The following is a 21,074-nucleotide window of genomic DNA, read 5'->3' as shown; positions in this document are numbered from 1 at the left end:
TGGTTAGGAAGAACGCGAAATTTTATCACAAGCGTCAGGATTGACCCGCGCCCATACCAAAACACTGGCCAGGCCAATGGGCAACCAGCTGATAAACCATTCAGCCCTTGGCGTACCATTCAGGCTGGCGGCGTCAAACTGCATCGCCAGGGTAGAGAACAGCCATATGCCGATGATTCCCTTGGCATAGAGTGTTTCCCGAACCTTCCACGCTTCGCGCAGTACAGCGATCCAGGTCGCAGCCCACAACAATAATCCCGGCAGGCCCAATTCGATGGCCACATGGGTGAACAGGTTGTGCGCGTGGTCAAAATACTGCCCATCGGCAAACACCGTGTAGTGACTGCCAAGGCCCAGGCCCCGCCATGGGTGCTCGGCGATCATTTGCAGACTGGCCAACAGGATCTGCGGGCGATAGGAAGCGCCGCGCGCCAGTACCAGGGATTCGAAAAGCCAGAACGCAAGCATGGCGACGATCAGTGCGACCGCCGCAATGATGCGACTGCGCCGGTCACCGCACCAGATCGGCATGGCAAGTATCGTGAGAAACATTGCCAAGGCAGCACCGCGGCTCTGGCTGAGCAGAACGAATAACCCCAGGAAACCCAACGCAACGGCACAAACCACCTGCATCGTGCCAGTACGTGGCGCCCAGAGCACCAGCCACACCGCAGCCAACCCGATGACGTAGCCGCCCAGAATCGGATGGGCCAATTCGCCCAACCCTTCCACACGTGAACTCCAGGCGTTGCCTTGCATCCCATAAAATTTGACGATCGCCACCAATGCAGTGACAGCCAATCCTATGCCTCCCCACTGCATGATGCGGATCACGCGCTCGGGGCGGGCACTGGCGAATACCGGGAAAAACAACAGGAATACCACGACGTACAGCACACGTTTGGCTGCGCGTTCCAGGTCAGGGGTATTCGACCAGGAAAGGCTGAGCAGTGACCAGATCACCAGCCCGAGCAACGGCAGGTAGATCCAGCGCTGCTCATGGAATAATTCCCGAAGCCGGGCCCGCGCAGGCCAGCAGAAGATGATTGCAGGCAACCAGAGAAACGCCACCAAGCCTTGTTGATAGAGCTTGTTGGTAGGCGCAATGGCGATGGCCAACAAAAACCACAAAAGACCTACTGCCATCCATGCTTGCGCCCAACGAGTTTCTTGCATCAAATTGCTCCTGTAAGCGTTCGCCTACCCAACCCGACATGGTTAAAGCTGAATTTTTTCGGCATCATTGCCCGCCACTGTGCCCCGTTCTTCCAACAAGGCTTTCTACGATGCAATGTTCCCGGCTCCCTCAAGCAGCCCTAGATCAATTGATTGACGGTGCCAAAGTACTCGAGGCCGACAGTTACGGGCCAAAAGTCTACCTGTTGCAAGATGGGAATATCCTCAAACTGTTTCGCCGCAAGCGTATTTTTTCATCTGCCTTGTTTCGTCCATACTCGAAACGCTTTATCGACAACGCGCTCGAACTGCAAAAGCTCGGTGTGCCGACCTTGCAGGTCCTGCAGTATTACCGACTGCAGGCGCCGGGCATGACAGCCGTGCTGTACCAGCCATTGCCAGGCCAGACCCTGCGCCAGGTCGCCAGCAAGGACGGATTCAACTGGCCGCAAGCCTTGCCAGAATTGGCCGCACTGATACGCAGCCTCCATCAATCGGGGATTTACTTCCGCTCACTGCATCTGGGCAACATCGTGATCACGCCCGACAATCGTATGGGCCTGATTGACGTGGCTGACATGCGGTTCCTGCGAGCCCCATTGCCTCGCCACTTGATCAAGCGCAACCTGCAGCATTTCGCACGCTATATTGCGCGCGAGAACCTGAACGACACCTTTCCGATGCAGGCATTGGAGCAGGCAGTGTTGCCATCATGAGAGTAGCGCACGGGCGGTCTGGCTGAAGCTCAGCCAGGCTTGATCCGGCGCTAACGCTTGGAATTGTTCAGCAGCGACCGCTTCGGCAGAGACACTGAACGCTCGCAAGATCGCTTCGCGCCACGCACTCACGTCATCAACCGGGGCATACCAGCCGCTATCGGCCAACTGTTCGCGAAACACCGGTAACTCACTGCACAGTACCGGAACGCCCGCCATGACCGCCTCCTGCATGATCAACCCCAGGCCTTCTTCCCGCGAAGGGATCGCCACCCAGTCGAAGGCACGATAAAGACGCGCCGCGTCATCCAGATGGCCCGGCAGCAAGACTTGCTCACGCAGTCCCAGCTCATCGATTCGCGCTTGCAGCGTGGCCCGAGCGCTGCCCTCCCCGACAATGACCAATCTCAGGTCGGCGCGCTTGTGCAATGCCCCCGCAAAGGCATCGAGCAGGCAAATGAAGCCCTTCTCCGAAACCAGGCGCCCCACCGCTCCCAATATTGGCCCTCCGGTCGCAGACAGGCCCAAGCGGCTCAACGCCTCTTCCCGAGGAAGTAAAGCGCTATGGAAAGCGGCAGGCTCAAAGGCACTGCGCAATGTCACGACCGGTACCTGCAAGTCACGATTCAGGGAAGTTGCGAGGGTGTTCGACACGGCAGCCAATGCCAGCTGGGAGGATGGGAGCTGTTGGAAGAGCGCTCGATCACCTGCATGGAGCCGCGTCGCCCCATGAAAAATGACCACTACACGGATATGCGGCAACCCCTTGAGTATCGGCAACAGCGTGCGCGCCACTCCCAACCCGTCAAGCAATAGCAAACGCGCGTCGCTGTCCTTGAGGGCGCGGTGAAACCGGGCGCGCATCCAGGGTTTGGTCAATCGCCAGAAATGCCGCCCTTTCAATTGGGCAGAAGTCAGCCCCCATTCACGGATCTCACCAACGTTCACTCCACATTCGCGCGCACCTCCCTGAAGCAACCAGGTTTTCACCGGGGCCGAGGGCAAGGCATGAGACAGTATCTGCTGATGCACCTTGTGGATCGAGGCAAATGGAGCACCACCGGCCCACATCACATTGAGAATACTCATAGGGCAAGCAGCCAATACAAAAGGTAAAGGGGATAAGCTGCGGTGTCGCTACTTGATGGTCCAGCCAATGCAGACTCCCAACAACAAAAACAAAACGAATTTGACCTGTTCGCGCCGACTACGACGCGCCTTGCGCTGTCGCTCGATAGGCGTTTGCACGTGCAGGCCAAACCCGGTGTGCATGACTGCGTCCGCTTCAAGCGTCAGGGCAGTCAGATTCAGCTGCGCGTATCGTTGTGACAGCGCTTTCTCTCCACCGTGCCCGGAGAATGGCGCGCACAATCGATATTCCTTTACCCTCCGCAGGCCCGGGTTCAGCGAGAACCCCTGCCACTGCGGCTTGTCGGAAATCAATGGATGGCAAGCCACTCCACCTACGACCTCACGCGGCCCCAGATGAATGTAGGGACTGTGAACCCGCAGATCATGAGTATAGCTACGCAGCCACACTTGCAGGATTTCCGGGCGCAATTGGAGAATGGTCATGGAGTCTTCCACAAACCCTGGGCGATAGAATTCCCAGTCATCCTCGCAATGGAAGATGTAGTTCGTGCTGACGTGTTCGTACGCCAGGTCGATTGACGCCAGTTGACCCAGCTTGGGTCGATTGACGAACACCGTGCAGTGTTCCTTCCAGTTAGCTGGAATGACCGCGTGAACGCCTTCGTCACCCGCATCCTCAGTGATGAACACTTCACGGATAGGGGCCGTATTGAATCGATCGAAGCTCTCGAGTGTAGTCTTCAGCAGATCCAGGCGACCACAGCTTGTGACCACTAGCGTGATGTCACTCTCGTGGGAAAAATGCACGGTTTTCTCAATAGGATAAAAGTGGTCAGCAATATCAATGGCCGGCCTACACTTGTCAAACACCCAAATTGAGTCGAATTCTTTCCAACAGACTCAGCGGCGCACGGACACGCAGTGCAGGCTCAAGCTCCTCAACGATACGCTGGCCGATGCGTGCAAAGCTGAACTGACTGACCGCCAGCTCCTGACCGTTGCGCGCGATACGCTGCGCCAGTTGCGGGTCGCTGCGCAGAATGGCCAGCTTTTCCTGAAGCTGTGCAATGTCCCGATACAACACCACGTTGTGCATATCCTGCAAGCCCAGCGCTTGGCATTCCGCGGCACCCTGATCATAGGCTAGCAAGACACAGCCACAGGCCATGGCTTCGAAGTTCTTGATCATGAATTCGCCCATGCCGACGTCCGCACTGACGAAAAATCGAATGCGGTTAAGCGTATCGCGGTACTCCTCGCCGGACTTGGTACGAGTGACAACCAGGGGTTCGACACTCGCCAGCTCATCGAGCAGTGCCTTGCGGCCGCTATAGGCAACGCTGTTGGTACTGCCAACGAACGCCAGCTCGATATCCCGCTCGCGCCCTTGATCTTCAAGCTGCGTCTGGTCGTAGCCCTTGGGAACGAACACTGCATCGAAGCCCTCCGAACGCAGGCGCTCGGTGACAACGAAACCGGAACTGATGACTCGCGCCCACGGCAATCGACGGTAGTGCGCACTGAACTTACCGGTGTACTTGCAAGGAATGTAGTTCTGGTAGGCATCGTGCTCGAGGATGACCAGGTTGGGAATCGTGCGGATAAATCCGACCTGGCGGATCTCCTGCTTGAACCGCAGGAAAAACACGATCCGGTCGTACCGGGACACGTCGACTTCACGCCGGAAATAACTGCGCAGGTTGCGCTGTTCCTTGCTGCTCAACCACCGCAAGTCGCACTCGCAATGAGCCGCCACCCCGTCGTACAGACGGTCCAGGATGGCCCGCTGATCTTTCTGCACCAGAAATAGAACTTTCATCGTCTTCCTTGCCACAACAGGCAAATGGAGCAACACCTGAAACCGGACCTGCCCTCAGACGGCCGACCTTCAGGCCCATGACACCTTATAAACGCCAAAACAGTTCCTGGCGTCGCACAGCCTTGCGAAAAAATTCATTTTCGCCGTAACGCGAACCGGCCCGGCCCGCCAGAAACCGCTGCAACCCACGCCGCAAGCGACGCTTGAATGGCGGCGGCGGTTGCAGGTCGTGCATCATCGCCAATGCCATTGCCTTGTCACGCTGCTGAGCCAGGGAAAGCTGCAGGCAGTAGGGATGCATCTGCTGACCAAGATCGAACACGGGAGGAAGGGCAATAGCGGTGCCGGTGTCACCCATCGGCCAGCGATCGTTGTCATGAAGGTGATTGGCATAGCCCAACAGCGTCGGTTGCCAATCAAGCCCCTTTAGCGCTTCGAGCACTGCTGCCTGCGCACAAAAATGATCGGGATGGGGATCAAGGGTCGGGTGCGGCAATACGATTACCTCAGGCCGGGCACGCAGCAGCAGGGCTTGCAGATCTGCCAGCAGGTTGTTCCAGGTTGGCGCGCCATCGACATCGCCCGGCAGGCCAAACGGGTTCAATTGGCGAAATACCCGGGTGTCGTGCAAATCCGCTTCCCGCGAGCCTATCGGCTTGGCGGGCGATGCCTGCATGGCTTCCAGTTGCAAGCAGAAATAGCCCAACTGCACGCAATGGTCTGACGGCACTCCCGCCCAGCGCGGCACGGCAATACTGTCCCAGGCACGCAAACGGCCTTTCAGGCGCGCCGCCTCGACCTTGTTCATGCCCATGCGTTGATAATGTTCGGCTTCGATTTCACCGGCGGTGAGCGTCACGATCCAGGCTTCATCTGCCTGACTGTACAAACCGTAAGCCGCGAGCTCGGCATCATCGGCATGCGGGGCGATGACCATCACCCGTTGACGGCGAAAGTCCGGATGTTCAAAAGCCCACAACACAGGCTCACCCTGTAGCCGGCAGAATCTCCCACGCAGGCGCAACTCACCGCGCGACAGCACCTGGGCCTGGCCGCTGAGGTTGAGGTAACGCAGGCCGTCCACTCCCCGTTCGAAGGTCTGCCGGTCAGGGCTGTCGCCCCCCGTCAACTCGACCACTGGATCGAAGAAACGTCCCAGCCACGTGCTTTTTACCTTGAGGGCCAGCACCAGCGTCGCGTCGTCGACCAGCATGACGCCCTCATCCAGGCGCAGGTGCTCCCCGTTCAGGTGAACCTTGGGCTGCGGGGTGTAGGGCGTAAAGGTGTACTGATAGTCGTCTTTGGCGCTATAGAACAGGTGATCGGCAAACCAGGCTTCGTGGGCCACCCAGCCCACCAGCGCAAGCACCAGTGGCAACCACCACACCACCAGGATGCCGGACAGGATCAACAGCACCAGCGCCACCAGCAGACCGATGCGTTTATTGCGCCGATGGCGCTTGAGCAATTGCTGTTTGCGGGTCATGGCTTGACTCATACGGTGTAGACCGGCACAGGGTTGCACCAGCGATCCTTGTATTCCCGGTCGGCACGGCCAAAGGAAAAGCGCAGGGGCTTGTCCAGTGCCCTGGCGTGCTCCCAGGCGCTTTGGGTGTTGAGAAAACTCAGTACGCTACCGGGACTGAACTCGCGGGTTTCGGGATCGACACCGCCATTGATGTATTCAACGCTGATCCATTGCGGCGTCTCAACGCGATAAACCAGTTGAATGGCGATGGCGGCATCATTGAGGAAGATCACCGAACCGATCAGAAACTCGCGCAACAACTCGATGACCTCGGCCATGCGTTCGGCACCGGTTGCCGGGAAACCCCAGCGACGCAGGAACAAATCACAATAGATCGCGCCCAGCTCCTGGCTGGAAAACTCGGAAACCGCTCGCACGACGCCACCCGCTTCCTCCAGCAACCTGAGTTCGCGACGCTGGTTGTAGCGAAATTTCTTCGACAACTCTTCGGGCGTGCGCGCCATGGCCAGTTGTTCGGCCTGCAGCCTGATACCGGTGAAACGGTTTTCGTTGAGCGCCGACAAGTAGCGGCCACGATGGCGCAAAGGTGCCTGGGCATCGGTGGCAGCCGGCAGGATGATTTCGGCATTGCCGAGGTCGAACAAGCCCTTCTTGCCGTGACGCTTGAGCACGTCCTTGGACAAGGCAAGGTCGCGCCCCCAGGTCGGAATCGCCGCCTTGATTTCGCCGCCTTGCTCCCACGCCAGGTATCGCACTGGGATGTCGGCGAGCCGCGCCAGGCGCTCGACCACCAGCGGGTGAGTGGCGACGCTGCCGCCATAACGCTGCCAGGCCTCGGCATAAGTCGAGGCATCGGATAGCGACCAGCCGCGTTCGCGCCAGCCTTGAAATCGGTTGAGCATCAGCCCCTCTGTGCCAGTTCGGTAACGTGCGGCAAGTGCCAGAAAGCATCGCGCACCGCGCGGTCGGAGAAGCGTTCACGCAGGCGCTCAAGCATCAATTCGGCGCACTGGCGACGTTGCTGCTCGTCCATTGCGGCCAGATGTTGCAGGCCTTGAGCCAAGTGCTCGGCATCGCCCAAGGGAAACAGAATACCAACGCCTTCGACCACTTCCTTGGCTCCGCCACAGGCCGTTGCGAGCAATGGCACGCCCGCCGCCATGGCTTCGAGCAGCACCATGCCGAATGGTTCATGATCGGAACTGAGGGCAAACACATCGAAAGCGCTGAAATACCGCCGGGCCTCAGGGACCTGACCAAGGAACAGCACCCGGTTGCCAATCCCCAACTCGAGAGCCTGGGCCTTCAAATCCTGTTCCAGACGACCGCTACCCAAAATGACCAGTTGGCTGTTGGCCGGCAACCCGGGGAGCGCCTTGGCAAAACCTTCCAGCAACGTGGCTTGATCCTTGTCCGGGTGCAGACGACCGACGTTGCCGACGATCCAGGCATCCGCAGACAGGCCGAGGGTCTCGCGCGCCTCGCGAGCCGACACCTGGCTAGCCTGCAAAGCCGGTACATCGATCCGGTTATAGAGCGTCTGGATCCTTGCCGCCGGCCACTTCGGCAGGCATTGGCGCATGTCGTCACGCACGGCATCGGACACCCCGAGCAGGCTCAGGCGCTTGCGGAAAATATGCGCGAAAAGCTTGCGTGTGCCGCGCTTGTAATCGTCAAACGCATGGTGCACGCCAATCACCGGCAACGAGGTGCCGAGCAAGGCGATGTAGATCGGCTTGAAGCGATGGGCGATGCAGAAACTGAAATTGCGCGAAGCGGCGATCTTGCGCAGATCGCCAATGGCGCCCAGCTTCAGGCCACGAATGGCCTTGGAGCTGTACTCCATGAACAACACTTCATCCGAGGCGCAACCCGCGGCCACCTCGGCGTCAGCGACCCCGGTCAGAAACACCGTGGTCACGCGATAGCCGGTGCCCGCGAACAGGCTGGCGTACTGCCGGGCGCAGTCCAGGAACGGCCCGTCATAGCCGTGACAAAACTGCAGCACATGGCGTTCAGCCGAGCGTGTCATAGGTGTCCGCGCCCTCTTTGACCACCAGGATGTCTTCCATGATCAGATACTGTAGATCCGAACCGAAGAACATGTTCAAGGCGTCCGTCGGCGAGCAGATCATCGGTTCGCCACGACGGTTGAGCGAGGTGTTCAGCGACACGCCGTTACCCGTCAGGTTTTCCAGTGCCTTCATCATGTCGTAGTAGCGTGGGTTGTATTCACGCTTGAGCACCTGGGCCCGGGACGTGCCGTCTTCGTGAACGACTTCCGGCACGCGGGTTTTCCATTCTTCAGCCACTTCGAAAGTGAAGGTCATGAACGGCGCCGGGTGATCGATCTTGATCATCTGCGGTGCGACGGTGTCGAGCATCGACGGGCAGAAAGGCCTCCAGCGCTCGCGGAACTTGATCTGGTGGTTGATGCGGTCGGCCACGCCGGCCACGCTCGGGCAACCGATGATCGAACGACCGCCCAGTGCACGCGGACCGAACTCCATGCGGCCCTGGAACCAGGCCACCGGGTTGCCGTCGACCATGATCTTGGCGATCTGCTCGGGCATGTTGTCGAGCTTGCGCCACGTTGGCTTGTTCTCGTGACGAGCACAGGCCGCGATCACGTCTTCGTTGCTGTACGACGGACCGAGGTAAACGTGTTCCATCTTCTCGACCGGTACGCCACGGGCATGGGACACATACGCTGCCGCGCCCACCGCAGTACCGGCGTCGCCGGACGCCGGCTGCACGAACAACTCCTTGACGTCGTCGCGAGCGATGATTTTCTGGTTGAGCTTGACGTTCAGCGCACAACCACCGGCGTAGGCCAGCTTGCCGGTTTCCTTGAGCACGTCGCCCAGGTAATGGTCGATCATCTGCAAGGCAATTTTTTCAAACAGCGCTTGAATGCTGGCGGCATAGTGAATGTAAGGCTCGTCGGCGATGTCGCCTTCGCGCTTTGGACCCAGCCACTCGATCAGCTTCGGCGAGAAGTAGTAACCCTTGCCCTTCTCTTTGTAACGACGCAGCCCGATAACGTTGGCGTAGTCGGTGTTGATGACCAGCTCACCGTTTTCGAACGAAGCCAGGCGCGAGAAATCATATTTGCTGGCGTCGCCGTACGGCGCCATGCCCATGACCTTGAACTCACCGTCAAGCATGTCGAAACCGAGGAACTCGGTGATCGCGCCATACAGGCCGCCGAGAGAGTCCGGATCGAAAAATTCCTTGATCTTGTGGATCTTGCCGTTTTCGCCATATCCGAAGAAGGTCGTGGCGTACTCGCCCTTGCCGTCGATGCCCAGGATCGCGGTTTTCTCTTTGAAACCGGAACAGTGATAGGCGCTGGAGGCGTGGGCCAGGTGGTGTTCAACCGGCTCGATCTTGATCTTCTTCGGATCAAAACCCAGTTGCTCCAGGCACCAGACGATCTTGTTGCGATAGCGCTTGTAGCGACGGTTACCCATCAGGATCGCGTCGAGTGCGCGGTCCGGGGCGTACCAGTATCGCTTGGCGTACTGCCACCGCGCCTTGCCGAACAGGCTGATCGGTGCGAACGGAATCGCTACCACGTCAACGTCGGAAGGCTTGATGCCGGCCTGTTCCAGGCAGAACTTCGCCGACTCGTAGGGCATGCGGTTCTTTGCATGTTTATCGCGTACGAAGCGCTCTTCTTCCGCCGCCGCGACCAGCTTGCCGTCGATGTACAGGGCTGCGGAAGGATCATGGCTAAGGGCGCCGGACAGGCCAAGAATCGTCAATGCCACAGGGGTCTAGCCTCTTTAGTCTGCGTGCAGGCGCAATGCGCCTCAAAAATTAATGTGCCCTCGCAACGGGCGAGAGACAGCTAAAGGGCGGGATTATAGCTTAAAAGCAGCTTCAAGCCTCTAGCGGCAAGCTGCAAGCGATAGCGGGGTTGACCGTGCCGTTGGTTATTCGGGTGCTGGCCGCCAGTAAATGCTGATATTGCCATCCGTGCCCTGCCGGTAAATCGTATACGGCAAGACAACGGTATCCAGCACGCCAGTCAATACCAGGTCCACCAAAACGAGCGGGACGTAGATACCCGTTGGATCAGGCGGCGCATTCAGCACACAAAAATCGTAGGCCAGGCCGCTGTACACCCGAGGAATGGACTGACAATAGGTTTTTTGCCGTCGAAGCCCGTGGGCCGCGTCGGCATCGTCCTGAAACACCGTTGCGACCGTCCCGCACCCTGTCAAAGCCAGTGAAATGAAACCTGATACAACTAGCGTCTTGATCGTCAAAGCTTGCCCTCCGTAAGCGTCAGGCAAACTAGCATCGCGGTCATTCAGGCCACAGTTCATGGCTTCTCAAAATCATGTAGGACCGTTCGCAGGAACTTGTCCGCTAATCTCTCGAAGGGGTTCAGGCAGCGCCAGAGACGTCCTTGGGTAGACGCTGATCGATGACCTGATAGAGCGCGCTATTCTCGGGCCAATTACGCATGAACCGCGCCCGATCCCGAGCATACGCCGGCGCGAAGCTGGCGAGCGAGCCATGCTGGCACATCGAATCCAGATCGATCAGCGCCCAACGATCCTGCTGCCAGAACAGATTGTGGCCCTTGAAGTCGCCGTGGCTGATGCGCTCGCGAATCAGTTCGGCGAACAGGTGATCCAGCGCCAGCAACTCGGTCTCAGGAGCATCGCCGCTATCAATGTACGGCGCGAATCGCTCGATGATGTCTGGCCCCGGCAGATGCTCGGTGATCAGATAGGCACGACCGCGCAACCCGAGAAAACGCTTTTCCTGCACCGCCAGCGGCTTGGGCGTGGCGATGCCGAGGAATGCCAGGCGATTGCCCTCGCGCCAGGAGTGCCAGGCACGGCTCGGGCGCCAGAAGCGCTTGAGCCAGTGGGCGAAACCCTTGATGTTGTAGCGCTTGATCACCAGCGTACGTCCGTCCACCTCAACCTTGCCGACGCTCGCCGCGCCGCCGGTCTTGTACAGATGCCCCTGATCCAGCAAGGCATCAGCCTGGGCCAATACCGGTAGCATTGCCGCCTCTTCCTCGCGACGGATCGCCCGCAAGCCGAACGCACCGCGCTGGACGCTGAACAGCGTGCATTCGCGACCGGTCTTGATCAGGAAGTCCTTCAGGCGCCAGCTGCGAACCTTGTCGACCTGTTTTTGCAGCGCCTCCATGGGTAGGGCATGCTCGCCGTTGCTCAGCAGGTAGTACACCAGCAATTCTTCGGTGAACGGCTCCAGCGACTTGGGCAACTGGGCGAAAAACACCCCGAGGTTTTCCAGGACCTTCTGGCGCGAGAGTGGCTGGCCCGCCGTTTCGCTGCAGATCCCGGCGCCATCGATCAAATACAGTCGATTGCCCTGGCGCAACAGGTTGTCCAGATGCAGGTCTTCCTGCCACAAACCTTTGCGATGCATCTGGCCGATCGCACCCAAGGCTTGCGCCAGCACGGTTGACTGCTCGTCGGCCAGCACCGGCAGGCCTTCCACCTGCTGCCAGGCATCGCCCAGGCTCTGGGCACCCTCAAGGAACTCAAACAGCAGCCAGCCACCCTCGCCATCCTTCAGGCCATCAGCCAACAGGAGTGGCGTGGTCAGGCCTTGGGCGGAGAGCAATCGCACGCCGTCCAACTCGCGCTGGAAATTCCGTGCTGCCTTGTTGCCAACCAGCAACTTGGCCAGCACTGGCCGACCGCGCCAGACACCGGCACCGACATAACGCTGTCCAGGCAATACCCGCAACAGGGTCAGCAACTGCAACTGCGCCGGCCCGGCAGCATCGGCCAGTGAAAGACTGATGGGCAGGCTCGGCTGACGGCCAGCGTTTTTCAGCTCGGACAAATGCATCAGCGCTTCTCCTTATGGCTACGTCGCGCGGTCAGGCGCGCCAGCCAGCTATCGATCAGCGTGCTGTCCTGAGATTGATCCAGATAGGCGGCCAGCAGAATGCGCAGCTGCGCCTCGCTCCATTCCGGCGCCCGACGTAACAGCGGCTCCAGGTCCTTGACCCGATCCCGCTGGCCGAACAGCAGTGGCCGAGTCTTTTCCAGATCGATCAGTTGCGCCTGATAGCCGTCACCGGTGGCGCACAGGAAAATATGCTTGGGGTAAAAACAGCCATGCACCTGACGCTTGCCGTGCAGGTGCCGCGCCAGTTTTCCGCAGGCTTGAAGTATCGCCACATGTTGCGCCTCGCCGAGGTCCGACCAGCGCTGCAGCAGCGAATCCAGGTCATCCCAGCCGTCCAGGGCGCGAGTGAGGAGAATCGCCCGGACTTCGCCGTCGACCTTGCGCTCACCGAAAAACGCCGCTTTCAGCGCTGGAATGCCGAGCTTTTCGTAGCGGCTGATGTTACGAAACTCCCTGGCAAAACTCGGCTCGCCAAAGGGCGCGTGCAAGGTATGCATCTGGTAGTTGCTCTGACGCTTGAGGTAGAAACCCTGACCCTCCAGATCCAGTCGAAACACGCTGCTCCAGCCTCCACGCAAGGTGTTGGGTTCGTCCACGGCATCGAGCTGCCGGGCCCAGAGCGCATCGAAAGTACCGAGGCCGTGGCGCTCAAGCAGCGCACGGTCTTCAGCGGCCAGGAAATCAGTCATTCGCGTCCCTCGAAAAATCTCACCACATGCCGGATGCGCTTTTTATCGGCGGCATTGAGCCGGCTGCACTGGCGGTATTGCAGGTAAAAGCGCAGGCGCTGGGTAGCCGACAGTTGATACTTGGCGACCTTGTCCAGGCAGGCCAAGTCCTTGGTGATTCGGTATTTGAGCCAGAAACCGCTCCAGAAATCACCGTTGGGGCAGTCGATCAGGAACAGGCGGGCCTGATCGTCGACCAGCAGGTTGCGCCACTTCAAATCGTTATGGGTAAAGTGATGTTCGTGCATTGTGCGGGTGTAGCTGGCCAGTTGTCGGCTGATGCTGTCGACCCAGGCGCGGTCCGCCAGTTTCGCATCGTGCCGCTCGGCCAGCGCCGACAGGTCTTCTGTATGTGGCAGTTCGCGAGTGATCATCGCCCCACGATCGTAGGCCGCACCACGCCGCTCCAGGCCCCAGGCCACTACCTCGGCGGTGGGGATGCCCCACTTGGCGAAACGCTTGAGGTTCTGCCACTCCATTTTCACCCGTGGCTTACCCAGGTAGCGCCGCAAGCCCTTGCCCGCCCCCACGTAGCGTTTGACGTAATAGTTGACGCCATTGCGCTGGACGCGAATGACCTCCGACAACGGATCGCGGGTCAGGCGCTCACCTTGCAGCGCAAACACGGCATCAAGGCTGCCGAAGTCTTCTGCCAGATCGTTGTAAGCAGGCTCAAGCCTCCAGCCCGCCATCAGAGCGCGTCCCCGTATCGCTGTTTACGCTCGTAAAGCTTGTTGGCCTTGCCTTCGAGCCAGCTCAGCAGCCCGGCTTCTTCGCTCAAGACCTGGCGCAGCGGCTGCTGGAAATAGCCCTTGAGAAAACGCAGCTTGTCGCGTCGGGTCAGGCCGATATCCAGCGCGGAAAAATACAGCGCCGCCAGATCCTTGTTACGCCAGCGCGCGGTGATCGTCGGACGGGTCTGGGCGCGGTGCAGGTCGATCACCGAGAGTTTGAAATCGTCCGCGGTCACCGGCTTGTCGGTGTGCAACAGGAAGTGGCAGATGTAACAGTCACGGTGGTTTACCCCGGCACGGTGCATCATGCCGGTCATGCGCGCCACTTCGGCAATCAGCGCACGCTTGAGTTTTGGCTCGGGCGGCTGCTTGATCCAGTTGATGCTGTAATCTTCGAGACTGACAGTCGGCGCCAGCTCTTCGGTGACGATGAACGAATGCTGGTCCGCCGGGTTGCTGCCCTTCTCGCCATAAGCGACGGCGGTCATGGTCGGCACGCCGACTTCCTGCAGGCGTTGGATGGCCTTCCACTCCTGGCCAGCCCCCAGCACCGGCAACTTGGCAGTGAGCAGGTTCTTGAAGATCTCGCCCCAGCCGATGCCACGGTGGATTTTCACGAAAAACCCGTTGCCGTTCACTTCGGTACGCAGCGTGCGGCGAGCCTCAAGCTCCCGGTATACCTCGCCCTGCAAGCCCTCGACTTCGGCGAACGGATCGCGTCCGGCCCAGAGGCTCTTGAACGGTTCAGCCAGCATCAACTTCATTTAAGCGTGCTCCGCCAGAATCACATCGGCCGCGTGCTGCGGCATGCTGTAGAGGTCGGCCGTCTCGGCGAAGGCCAAACCGTTGCGGCTCCAGGCCGCCCTTGCTTGAGCGTCGTTCAGCATACCGGTCAGGTACTGGGTCAGCTGGGCTTGATCGAACGGCTCGTCCAGCACCAGGCCGGCGTCGGCCTCGGCGATGTAATGGGCGTACCCGCATACCGCACTGACCAGCACCGGCAACCCAGCCACCAGCGCTTCGAGCAGCACGGTGCCGGTGTTTTCGTTGTAGGCCGGGTGGATCAACAGATCGGCGCCCAACAGGAAACGCGGTATATCGCTGCGACCCTTGAGGAACGTCACGTTGTCGCCGAGCCCCAGCGTGGCGCTCTGCATCTGGAATATCTTGGGGTCGTCCTGGCCAATTACAAACAGCCGGGTGCGCTTCTTCAGATCAGCGGGCAACCCGGCCAGGGCCTTGAGACTGCGATCCACGCCCTTGGTCTTGAACCCGGAGCCGATCTGGACCAGCAGCAAGTCATCGTCCTTCAGATTGAATTCAGCGCGGAACCCGGCGCGAATTTCGTCCGCATCCGCCGGCCGGCGACGATCCTGGGCAATACCCGGCGGCAGCAGGTGGAAGCGCTCCAGTGGCGTGCCGTAATGCTTGATGAATAGCGGTTGCTGGACCTCGGAAATCATCAACACTTCAGTCTTGGCGTCCTTGGCGAACACCGCGCGCTCGTACTCGGCGAAATGGCGGTAGCGGCCCCAGCGCCGATACAGCGAATTGCGCAGGTTTTGCGCCTTGTCTTCGAAACAGCCGTCAGCGGCGTAGTAGACGTCCAAACCCGGCATCTTGTTGAAGCCGATCAAACGGTCCACCGGACGCTTGGCCAGGTCCGCTTCCATCCACTCGCTGAGCTTTTCGTTGCGCCGATGGTTGAAGAATGCCTTGACCGGCGCCACGAGTACCTCGAAACCCGGTGGCACCTCGCCTTCCCAGATCAGCGTATAGACGCGAATCTGGTGCCCGCGCTTCTGGCACTCCAGGGCGATGCGCATGAAATCTCGCTGCAGGCCACCAAAGGGAAAGTACTTGTACAGGACAAATGCCAATTGCATCAGCGCAGCTCCTCAGCCAGTAACAACGTGCTCAGTCGGCTCGCGACACGCTCGGGATTCAGACGCGTGAAGCACAATGGCCACTCGCGTTTCAGGTCAAACCGATTGGCATCTTCGGCCGTCGGTTGATAAGTGCATTTTTTTTGCAAACACGGTGCGCAGGGGAAATCGCTGGCCATGTGAATCTGCGACTTGCCGTAGGCCCCGGTCAGGCCCGGATTGGTCGGGCCGAACAGCGACAGCGTTGGCACATCAAGGGCTGCGGCCAGATGACCGAGGCCAGTGTCCACCGCCACGCAGGCTTGCGCGCCGGCCAGCACCTTGCCGACCCCGGCCAGATTCAGCTTGGGCAAAACCTCGGCGTGCTTGAAGCCGGCAGCGATACGCTCGGCACGGGCCTTTTCCGCGCCGTTGCCCCAGGGAAGTTTCACGCCCACACCAAGGTAACCGACCCGTTCGGTCAGCTCGCGCCAGTAGGCTTCGGGCCAGTGCTTGGTGTCCCAAGTGGTGCCATGCAGGAACACCACATAGGGGTTCTTGCGCGGCAATTCCACCAGGCGCTCGACACTCAGGCCGTAGTCACCCAGCCCCTTGGGCAAGTCATAACCCAGGGCGATGGCGAACAACTGACGCACCCGCTCTACCGCATGCTGACCGCGGGCAACCGCCAGCCGCCGGTTATAGAAACGCGCGGCGACGGGTTCGCGCGCCGAACCTTTATCGAGGCCGGCCACCGGGGCTTTCACATACCGGGTCAGCAGAGCGCTTTTGAGCAGGCCCTGGGCATCGATGACCAGATCGTATTTCGTGGCGCGAAGGCTCTGCTTGAAGCGCTTCCACTCGCCACTCTTGATGGTCTGCCAGAGGTTCTTGCGCCAGCGACGGATCGCCACCGGAATCACCTTGCCCACCGCCGGGTGCCAGGTCGGAATTTCGGCGAAACCTTCTTCCACCACCCAGTCGAAGGTGATGCCGGGGATGGCCCGCGAGGCGTCGGTCAGCGCCGGCAGCGCATGAATCACGTCGCCCAGCGATGAAGTCTTGATCAGCAATACCCGCAAACTATTTGACCTCGACCACAGTGCCCTGCAAACGCTGCAAGGCTTCGTTCACCGCCTGCGGCATCAGTTGGCGCAGGCAGTTGTAATGGCCGAAACGGCAGGTGCGGTCGAAGCATGGGCTGCATTCGATGCCCAGGCGCACGATCTCGACATGTTCGGCCAAGGGTGGCGTGAAGCCCGGTGACGTCGAGCCATAGACTGCCACCAGCGGGCGGTTCAGCGCGGCGGCAACGTGCATCAGGCCAGAGTCGTTGGACACCACCGAATCGGCGCAGGACAGCAAATCGATGGCCTCGGCCAACGAGGTGCCGCCACTGAGGTTCACCGACTCTTCACGCAAGCCGGGAATCAACCGCGAACGGATGTCTTCACCCACGGCGTGATCGTTTTTCGAACCGAACAGCCAGACTTGCCAGCCCTCGCGAATCTTCGCTTCGGCCACCTTGGCGTAATGCTCGGACGGCCAACGCTTGGACTCGCCGAACTCGGCACCGGGGCACAGCGCCAACACCGGGCGGTCGAGGGTCAGGCCAAACTTGGCCAATGCCGCCTCGCGAGTCACCGGGTCGATCCGCAGGCTCGGGCGCGGGTAAGGCTTGGGCAGCTCAAGGCCTGGCTCGTAGGCCAGGGCCATGAAGCGCTCGATCATCAACGGGTAACGCTCTTTATCCAGCGTGCGTACGTCGTTGAGCAGGCCGTAGCGGAACTCACCACGCCAGCCGGTACGCTTGGGGATGCCGGCGAAGAACGGCACCAGTGCCGACTTCAGGGAATTGGGCAACAGGATCGCCTGGTCGTACTGGCCGGCCAGGGATTTGCCGATGCGCCGACGCGTCGCCAACTCCAGTGCGCCGTGGCCGAGCGGGAAGCTCAAGGCCTGGCGAACTTCGGGCATGCGCTCAAGAATCGGCCGGCTCCACTCGGGGGCCAGCACGTCGATTTCGCATTGCGGGTGGCGTTGCTTGAGACACTGAAACAGTGTCTGCGCCATCACCATGTCACCGACCCAACTGGGCCCAACGATCAGAATTTTCATGTGGTTTCCATAAACGAACCGGGGAGGCCTACGCCTCCCCGCCTCGAGAATCACTGCTGGGGCATGCATGCTTGCGATGGGTCATTACCTTCAACATTACTGTCGACTGTCACTCCGCTATCGCGAGCAGGCTCGCTCCTACATTGGGTCTTGGTGTACTTCAATCTGCCAAACTACGCAGATCTACTGTGGGAGCGGGCTTGCTCGCGAAGGGGCCATCACATACAACATTGATGGTGCCTGACACTCCGCTTTCGCGAGCAAGCCCGCTCCCACATTTGGGTATTCGGTGTTGCAAATACCGCGTTTCAGCTTAGCCCCAGTTCACGCCAGATCCGCATGACCTGTCGCCGTTCGTCCGCGAACTGGTCACCCGGAATCACCCCGGCATTCTTCTGCAAGGCCTGCCGGTGGGCGGCGGAGCGGTAAGCTTTATAAGCTTCACGCAACAGACTGGCGTCCTCGACAGGCATCAGCCCGGCCTTCTCCAATTCTTCCAGAATACGGATATTGTCTGTCCAGCGCAGCAATGGCGGGTACGTTTCGGACCACGCCAGGGCCGCGTATTGCACCATAAATTCAATATCGACGATACCTCCGGCGTCCTGCTTGAGGTCGAAGGGCACTGTGGCTTCGAAGGCATTTGCCCCGGTGCCGGCCGCGGTACTCTTGCTGCCCAGGTTATCGCGCATCTTGGCGCGCATCTCGCTGACCTCCTGGCGCAGGGTCGGCAAGTCGCGTGCCTTGCCCAGGATCGCTGCGCGAACCTGCTCGAATGCCCGGCCGACGTCGTCGCTACCCACCAATACCCGCGCCCTGACCAACGCCTGATGCTCCCAGGTCCAGGCTTCATTTTCCTGGTAGCGCGCAAAGGCCCCCAGCGAACTCACCAGCAGCCCTGATGCACCGGACGGGCGCAGGCGCATGTCGACTTCATAGAGCTGACCGGAGTTGGTCTGCGCTGTCAGCAAGTGAATGATCCGCTGCCCGAGCCGGGTGAAAAACTGCGCGCCATCGATCGACTTCGGCCCGTCGGTTTCTGCCTGTGGATCGCCATCATGGATGAACACCAGGTCCAGGTCCGAACCATGCCCCAATTCCAGGCCACCGACTTTCCCATAACCGACAATGATGAAGCCGGGATCGCACAAGGTGCCATCGGTGCGTAGCGGCGTGCCGTACTTGGCGACCGTTTGCCGCCAGGCCAGGGCCAGTACTTGTTCCAGTATCGCTTCGGCGAGCCAGGTCAGGTAATCGCTGACTTTCATCAACGGCAGGCTGCCGGCGATTTCCGAAGCGGCGACCCGCAAGCGGTGCGCCAGCTTGAAATGGCGCAAGGCCTCCATCTGCTGCTCGAGGTCGTCCTCGGGAATCCGGGTCAGGCGTTCGCGCAACTCAGCGGCCAGCTCCGGTGCCAACGGCGGCTTGAACAACCGGCCTTCGTTGAGCAACTCATCGAGCAACAGCGGAAAGCGGGTGATCTGTTCGGCGATCCATGGGCTCGCTGCACACAAGGTCAGCAAGCGGCGCAGGGCACCGGGATTTTCGGTCAGCAAAACGAGATAAGCAGAACGGCGGGCTACAGCTTCCACCAGTGGCAACACCCGTTCCAGCACCAGATCCGGATTGGCATGCTCGACAGCCTGGGCCAGCAAGCGCGGAATAAAGGCGTCGAGGCGCTCACGCCCCAGTCGCTGCATGGCGCGCAATTGCGGGCTGCCGCGTAAACTGGCCAAGGCTTTCAGAGCCTGGGTGGCATCGGCGAAACCGCCTTCCTGCAACTGTCGGCAGGCAGCTTCTTCATCCTGAGCCTCTTCCCACAGCGGCAACCACTCTCCACCGACCACCACTTCGTTTTCGGCGCCCTGCTCCTCGTCAGGGTCGGCGATCACCTGAGCGAAGTGCCAGGCCACGCGGCCGCGCCAGTACATCAGGCGCTCATGAAACGCCGGCCAATCGGCAAAGCCCAACATGAAGGCAATGCGCGCCTGATCCTGAGCACTGTCCGGCAGCATCTGGGTCTGGCGATCGGCAATCGCCTGAATCGCATGTTCGGTGTAACGCAGGAACTCGTAACCTTCACGCAGCTCACTGATCACCGCTGGCGGGAGATAACCCTGACCTTCCAGCGTACTCAGTACTTTTAATAGTGGACGTTGTTGCAGACTCAGGTCGCGACCGCCGTGAATCAACTGAAAGGCCTGGGCAATGAACTCCACCTCACGGATGCCGCCGGAGCCGAGCTTGATGTTGTCGGCCATGCCCTTGCGCCGCACTTCCTGCTGGATCAACTGCTTCATGGTGCGCAATGCTTCGATCGCCGAGAAGTCCAGGTAGCGTCGATACACGAACGGTCGCAGCATCTCTTGCAGTTGCGCACCGGCCACTTGATCCCCGGCCACTACCCGCGACTTGATCATCGCGTAGCGTTCCCAGTCGCGGCCCTGGTCCTGGTAGTACTGCTCCAGCGCGTTGAAGCTCAACACCAGGGCACCCGACGAACCGTAGGGCCGCAAGCGCATGTCGACACGGAACACAAAACCGTCGACGGTCATCGGGTCCAGCGCCTTGATCAAGCGCTGGCCAAGACGGATGAAGAATTCCTGGTTGTCCAGCGGGCGCTTGACCCCGACCGTTTCGCCGCCTTCGGGATAGGCAAAGATCAGGTCGATGTCCGACGACAGATTGAGTTCGACCGCGCCCAGCTTGCCCATGCCGAGGACGACCATCTGCTGCGGCTCGCCGCTGCGCCGGCCGGTGGGCACGCCGAACTGCTGGCAATGCCGTGCGTACAACCATTGATAGGCCTGGTCGATGCTGGCATCGGCCATGTCCGAAAGGTCGCGGCACGTCTGGACCAGATCGGCCTGGCGGGTCAGGTCACGCCAGACGATCCGCACCTGGTGGCGCGCCCGTTGGCGGCGCAATGCCCGGCCGAGTTGTTCATCGGTCTCGGCGGCATTTACGGCTGCAGCGATCTGCGCGCATAACTCGCCGGGGGCATAGCCACGGTCCAGTTCACCGGAGCGCACCAGTTCCAGCAGCATCAGCGGATCGCGCACCGATTGCTCGGTGACAAAGTCGCTGGCGGCGGTTACCCGGGAAAATTGCGCCCAGCGCTCGGGCGTCCATGTGGACAGGCCATGGTCGTCATCCAATGCCTCGACAGCATCGCGCAACGACTGCTCGGCGCGGGTGACAAACGGCAAGAGAATAGCGGGCAGGTCGACAAGCGGGGGCAGGCTCATGGTCTATCCTTGATCGGCGTGTAACAGGCTGCATGTAGTGAATCTCGCATACCCACTACCTGAAGGAGTGTCGAACAAAAGTTAGAAATAGCTGAAAATTCTTTTTTATTGGCAGCCAACATCAAGGTTTCACCTTTTTCGGTTGGCAAAAGACCAACCTTAACGATTATTCTCACAAC

At 60.1% G+C, this 21,074-nt stretch carries 18 protein-coding genes; 1 reads left to right on the top strand and 17 read right to left on the bottom strand.

From position 1 onward, the window contains the following. Positions 1 to 3 precede the first annotated feature (3 nt). The gene (locus AC3WWR_RS01800; RefSeq protein WP_168757124.1) at positions 4 to 1,176 is read right to left on the bottom strand and encodes an O-antigen ligase family protein; all 1,173 of its coding nucleotides are present in this window, start codon (positions 1,174 to 1,176) and stop codon (positions 4 to 6) included. Between the two features lie 110 nt (positions 1,177 to 1,286). Here AC3WWR_RS01800 and AC3WWR_RS01795 point away from each other — a divergent pair, with 110 nt between their 5' ends. Continuing rightward, a complete protein-coding gene (locus tag AC3WWR_RS01795) occupies positions 1,287 to 1,892 on the top strand; it encodes a BUD32 family EKC/KEOPS complex subunit (RefSeq protein WP_033039387.1) in 606 nt (201 codons plus the stop codon). On the opposite strand, the gene AC3WWR_RS01790 is transcribed toward AC3WWR_RS01795, so the two are convergent. From AC3WWR_RS01790 to glnE, 16 genes are all read right to left on the bottom strand, one after another. Beyond that, the gene (locus AC3WWR_RS01790) at positions 1,887 to 2,981 is read right to left on the bottom strand and encodes a glycosyltransferase (RefSeq protein WP_020796229.1); all 1,095 of its coding nucleotides are present in this window, start codon (positions 2,979 to 2,981) and stop codon (positions 1,887 to 1,889) included. The two genes, AC3WWR_RS01795 and AC3WWR_RS01790, sit on opposite strands and share 6 nt — an antisense overlap. 48 nt (positions 2,982 to 3,029) lie before the next feature. Then, positions 3,030 to 3,791 carry a hypothetical protein gene (locus AC3WWR_RS01785; RefSeq protein WP_020796228.1) on the bottom strand — a complete coding sequence of 254 codons (762 nt, stop codon included), beginning with the start codon at positions 3,789 to 3,791 and terminating at the stop codon, positions 3,030 to 3,032. Between the two features lie 55 nt (positions 3,792 to 3,846). Continuing rightward, entirely contained in the window at positions 3,847 to 4,803 is a 957-nt protein-coding gene (locus AC3WWR_RS01780) for a glycosyltransferase family protein (protein WP_432668916.1), read from the bottom strand. 85 nt (positions 4,804 to 4,888) lie between these two features. Further along, a complete protein-coding gene (locus tag AC3WWR_RS01775) occupies positions 4,889 to 6,289 on the bottom strand; it encodes a PIG-L deacetylase family protein (RefSeq protein ID WP_033039393.1) in 1,401 nt (466 codons plus the stop codon). Between the two features lie 8 nt (positions 6,290 to 6,297). Further along, on the bottom strand, positions 6,298 to 7,194 hold the full coding sequence (locus AC3WWR_RS01770; RefSeq protein WP_020796225.1) for an antimicrobial resistance protein Mig-14: 897 nt from the start codon (positions 7,192 to 7,194) through the stop codon (positions 6,298 to 6,300). Further along, positions 7,194 to 8,324 carry a glycosyltransferase gene (locus tag AC3WWR_RS01765; RefSeq protein WP_020796224.1) on the bottom strand — a complete coding sequence of 377 codons (1,131 nt, stop codon included), beginning with the start codon at positions 8,322 to 8,324 and terminating at the stop codon, positions 7,194 to 7,196. Before AC3WWR_RS01765 ends, AC3WWR_RS01770 begins: the two co-directional genes overlap by 1 nt. Next, positions 8,308 to 10,065: a carbamoyltransferase family protein gene (locus tag AC3WWR_RS01760; RefSeq protein ID WP_020796222.1), complete on the bottom strand. Its 1,758-nt coding sequence runs from the start codon at positions 10,063 to 10,065 to the stop codon at positions 8,308 to 8,310. Before AC3WWR_RS01760 ends, AC3WWR_RS01765 begins: the two co-directional genes overlap by 17 nt. A 165-nt stretch (positions 10,066 to 10,230) precedes the next feature. Then, positions 10,231 to 10,566 (bottom strand): YceK/YidQ family lipoprotein, encoded by a 336-nt coding sequence (locus AC3WWR_RS01755; protein WP_080725275.1) that lies wholly within the window; start codon positions 10,564 to 10,566, stop codon positions 10,231 to 10,233. Between the two features lie 121 nt (positions 10,567 to 10,687). Next, a complete protein-coding gene (locus AC3WWR_RS01750; protein WP_033039391.1) occupies positions 10,688 to 12,139 on the bottom strand; it encodes a lipopolysaccharide kinase InaA family protein in 1,452 nt (483 codons plus the stop codon). Continuing rightward, a complete protein-coding gene (locus tag AC3WWR_RS01745) occupies positions 12,139 to 12,891 on the bottom strand; it encodes a lipopolysaccharide kinase InaA family protein (RefSeq protein WP_020796219.1) in 753 nt (250 codons plus the stop codon). The genes AC3WWR_RS01750 and AC3WWR_RS01745 overlap by 1 nt, the downstream gene beginning before the upstream one ends. Next, entirely contained in the window at positions 12,888 to 13,622 is a 735-nt protein-coding gene (locus tag AC3WWR_RS01740; protein WP_020796218.1) for a lipopolysaccharide kinase InaA family protein, read from the bottom strand. The genes AC3WWR_RS01745 and AC3WWR_RS01740 overlap by 4 nt, the downstream gene beginning before the upstream one ends. Next, positions 13,622 to 14,428: a lipopolysaccharide core heptose(I) kinase RfaP gene (gene rfaP / locus AC3WWR_RS01735; protein ID WP_020796217.1), complete on the bottom strand. Its 807-nt coding sequence runs from the start codon at positions 14,426 to 14,428 to the stop codon at positions 13,622 to 13,624. Before rfaP ends, AC3WWR_RS01740 begins: the two co-directional genes overlap by 1 nt. Next, positions 14,429 to 15,550 (bottom strand): glycosyltransferase family 4 protein, encoded by a 1,122-nt coding sequence (locus AC3WWR_RS01730; protein WP_020796216.1) that lies wholly within the window; start codon positions 15,548 to 15,550, stop codon positions 14,429 to 14,431. Further along, a complete protein-coding gene (gene waaC / locus AC3WWR_RS01725) occupies positions 15,550 to 16,611 on the bottom strand; it encodes a lipopolysaccharide heptosyltransferase I (RefSeq protein WP_020796215.1) in 1,062 nt (353 codons plus the stop codon). The genes AC3WWR_RS01730 and waaC overlap by 1 nt, the downstream gene beginning before the upstream one ends. A gap of 1 nt (position 16,612) precedes the next feature. Then, on the bottom strand, positions 16,613 to 17,647 hold the full coding sequence (waaF, locus tag AC3WWR_RS01720) for a lipopolysaccharide heptosyltransferase II (RefSeq protein WP_020796214.1): 1,035 nt from the start codon (positions 17,645 to 17,647) through the stop codon (positions 16,613 to 16,615). A gap of 308 nt (positions 17,648 to 17,955) precedes the next feature. After that, positions 17,956 to 20,895 carry a bifunctional [glutamate--ammonia ligase]-adenylyl-L-tyrosine phosphorylase/[glutamate--ammonia-ligase] adenylyltransferase gene (gene glnE, locus AC3WWR_RS01715; RefSeq protein WP_020796213.1) on the bottom strand — a complete coding sequence of 980 codons (2,940 nt, stop codon included), beginning with the start codon at positions 20,893 to 20,895 and terminating at the stop codon, positions 17,956 to 17,958. Between the last annotated feature and the right edge of the window lie 179 nt (positions 20,896 to 21,074).

Source organism: Pseudomonas sp. EB271-G4-1, from assembly GCF_058791355.1.
The sequence above is the reverse complement of the archived record's forward strand: the minus strand, read 5'-3'. Positions and strand labels throughout refer to the sequence as shown.

Bases quoted from the DNA above. Each gene is read 5' to 3' on its own strand.
- AC3WWR_RS01780 (WP_432668916.1), bottom strand. From the start codon at position 4,803: ATGAAAGTTCTATTTCTGGTGCAGAAAGATCAGCGGGCCATCCTGGAC.
- AC3WWR_RS01730 (WP_020796216.1), bottom strand. From the start codon at position 15,550: ATGCAATTGGCATTTGTCCTGTACAAGTACTTTCCCTTTGGTGGCCTG.
- AC3WWR_RS01765 (WP_020796224.1), bottom strand. From the start codon at position 8,324: ATGACACGCTCGGCTGAACGCCATGTGCTGCAGTTTTGTCACGGCTAT.
- glnE (WP_020796213.1), bottom strand. From the start codon at position 20,895: ATGAGCCTGCCCCCGCTTGTCGACCTGCCCGCTATTCTCTTGCCGTTT.
- rfaP (WP_020796217.1), bottom strand. From the start codon at position 14,428: ATGAAGTTGATGCTGGCTGAACCGTTCAAGAGCCTCTGGGCCGGACGC.
- AC3WWR_RS01790 (WP_020796229.1), bottom strand. From the start codon at position 2,981: ATGAGTATTCTCAATGTGATGTGGGCCGGTGGTGCTCCATTTGCCTCG.
- AC3WWR_RS01770 (WP_020796225.1), bottom strand. From the start codon at position 7,194: ATGCTCAACCGATTTCAAGGCTGGCGCGAACGCGGCTGGTCGCTATCC.
- AC3WWR_RS01750 (WP_033039391.1), bottom strand. From the start codon at position 12,139: ATGCATTTGTCCGAGCTGAAAAACGCTGGCCGTCAGCCGAGCCTGCCC.
- AC3WWR_RS01800 (WP_168757124.1), bottom strand. From the start codon at position 1,176: ATGCAAGAAACTCGTTGGGCGCAAGCATGGATGGCAGTAGGTCTTTTG.
- waaF (WP_020796214.1), bottom strand. From the start codon at position 17,647: ATGAAAATTCTGATCGTTGGGCCCAGTTGGGTCGGTGACATGGTGATG.
- AC3WWR_RS01745 (WP_020796219.1), bottom strand. From the start codon at position 12,891: ATGACTGATTTCCTGGCCGCTGAAGACCGTGCGCTGCTTGAGCGCCAC.
- AC3WWR_RS01795 (WP_033039387.1), top strand. From the start codon at position 1,287: ATGCAATGTTCCCGGCTCCCTCAAGCAGCCCTAGATCAATTGATTGAC.
- AC3WWR_RS01740 (WP_020796218.1), bottom strand. From the start codon at position 13,622: ATGGCGGGCTGGAGGCTTGAGCCTGCTTACAACGATCTGGCAGAAGAC.
- AC3WWR_RS01775 (WP_033039393.1), bottom strand. From the start codon at position 6,289: ATGACCCGCAAACAGCAATTGCTCAAGCGCCATCGGCGCAATAAACGC.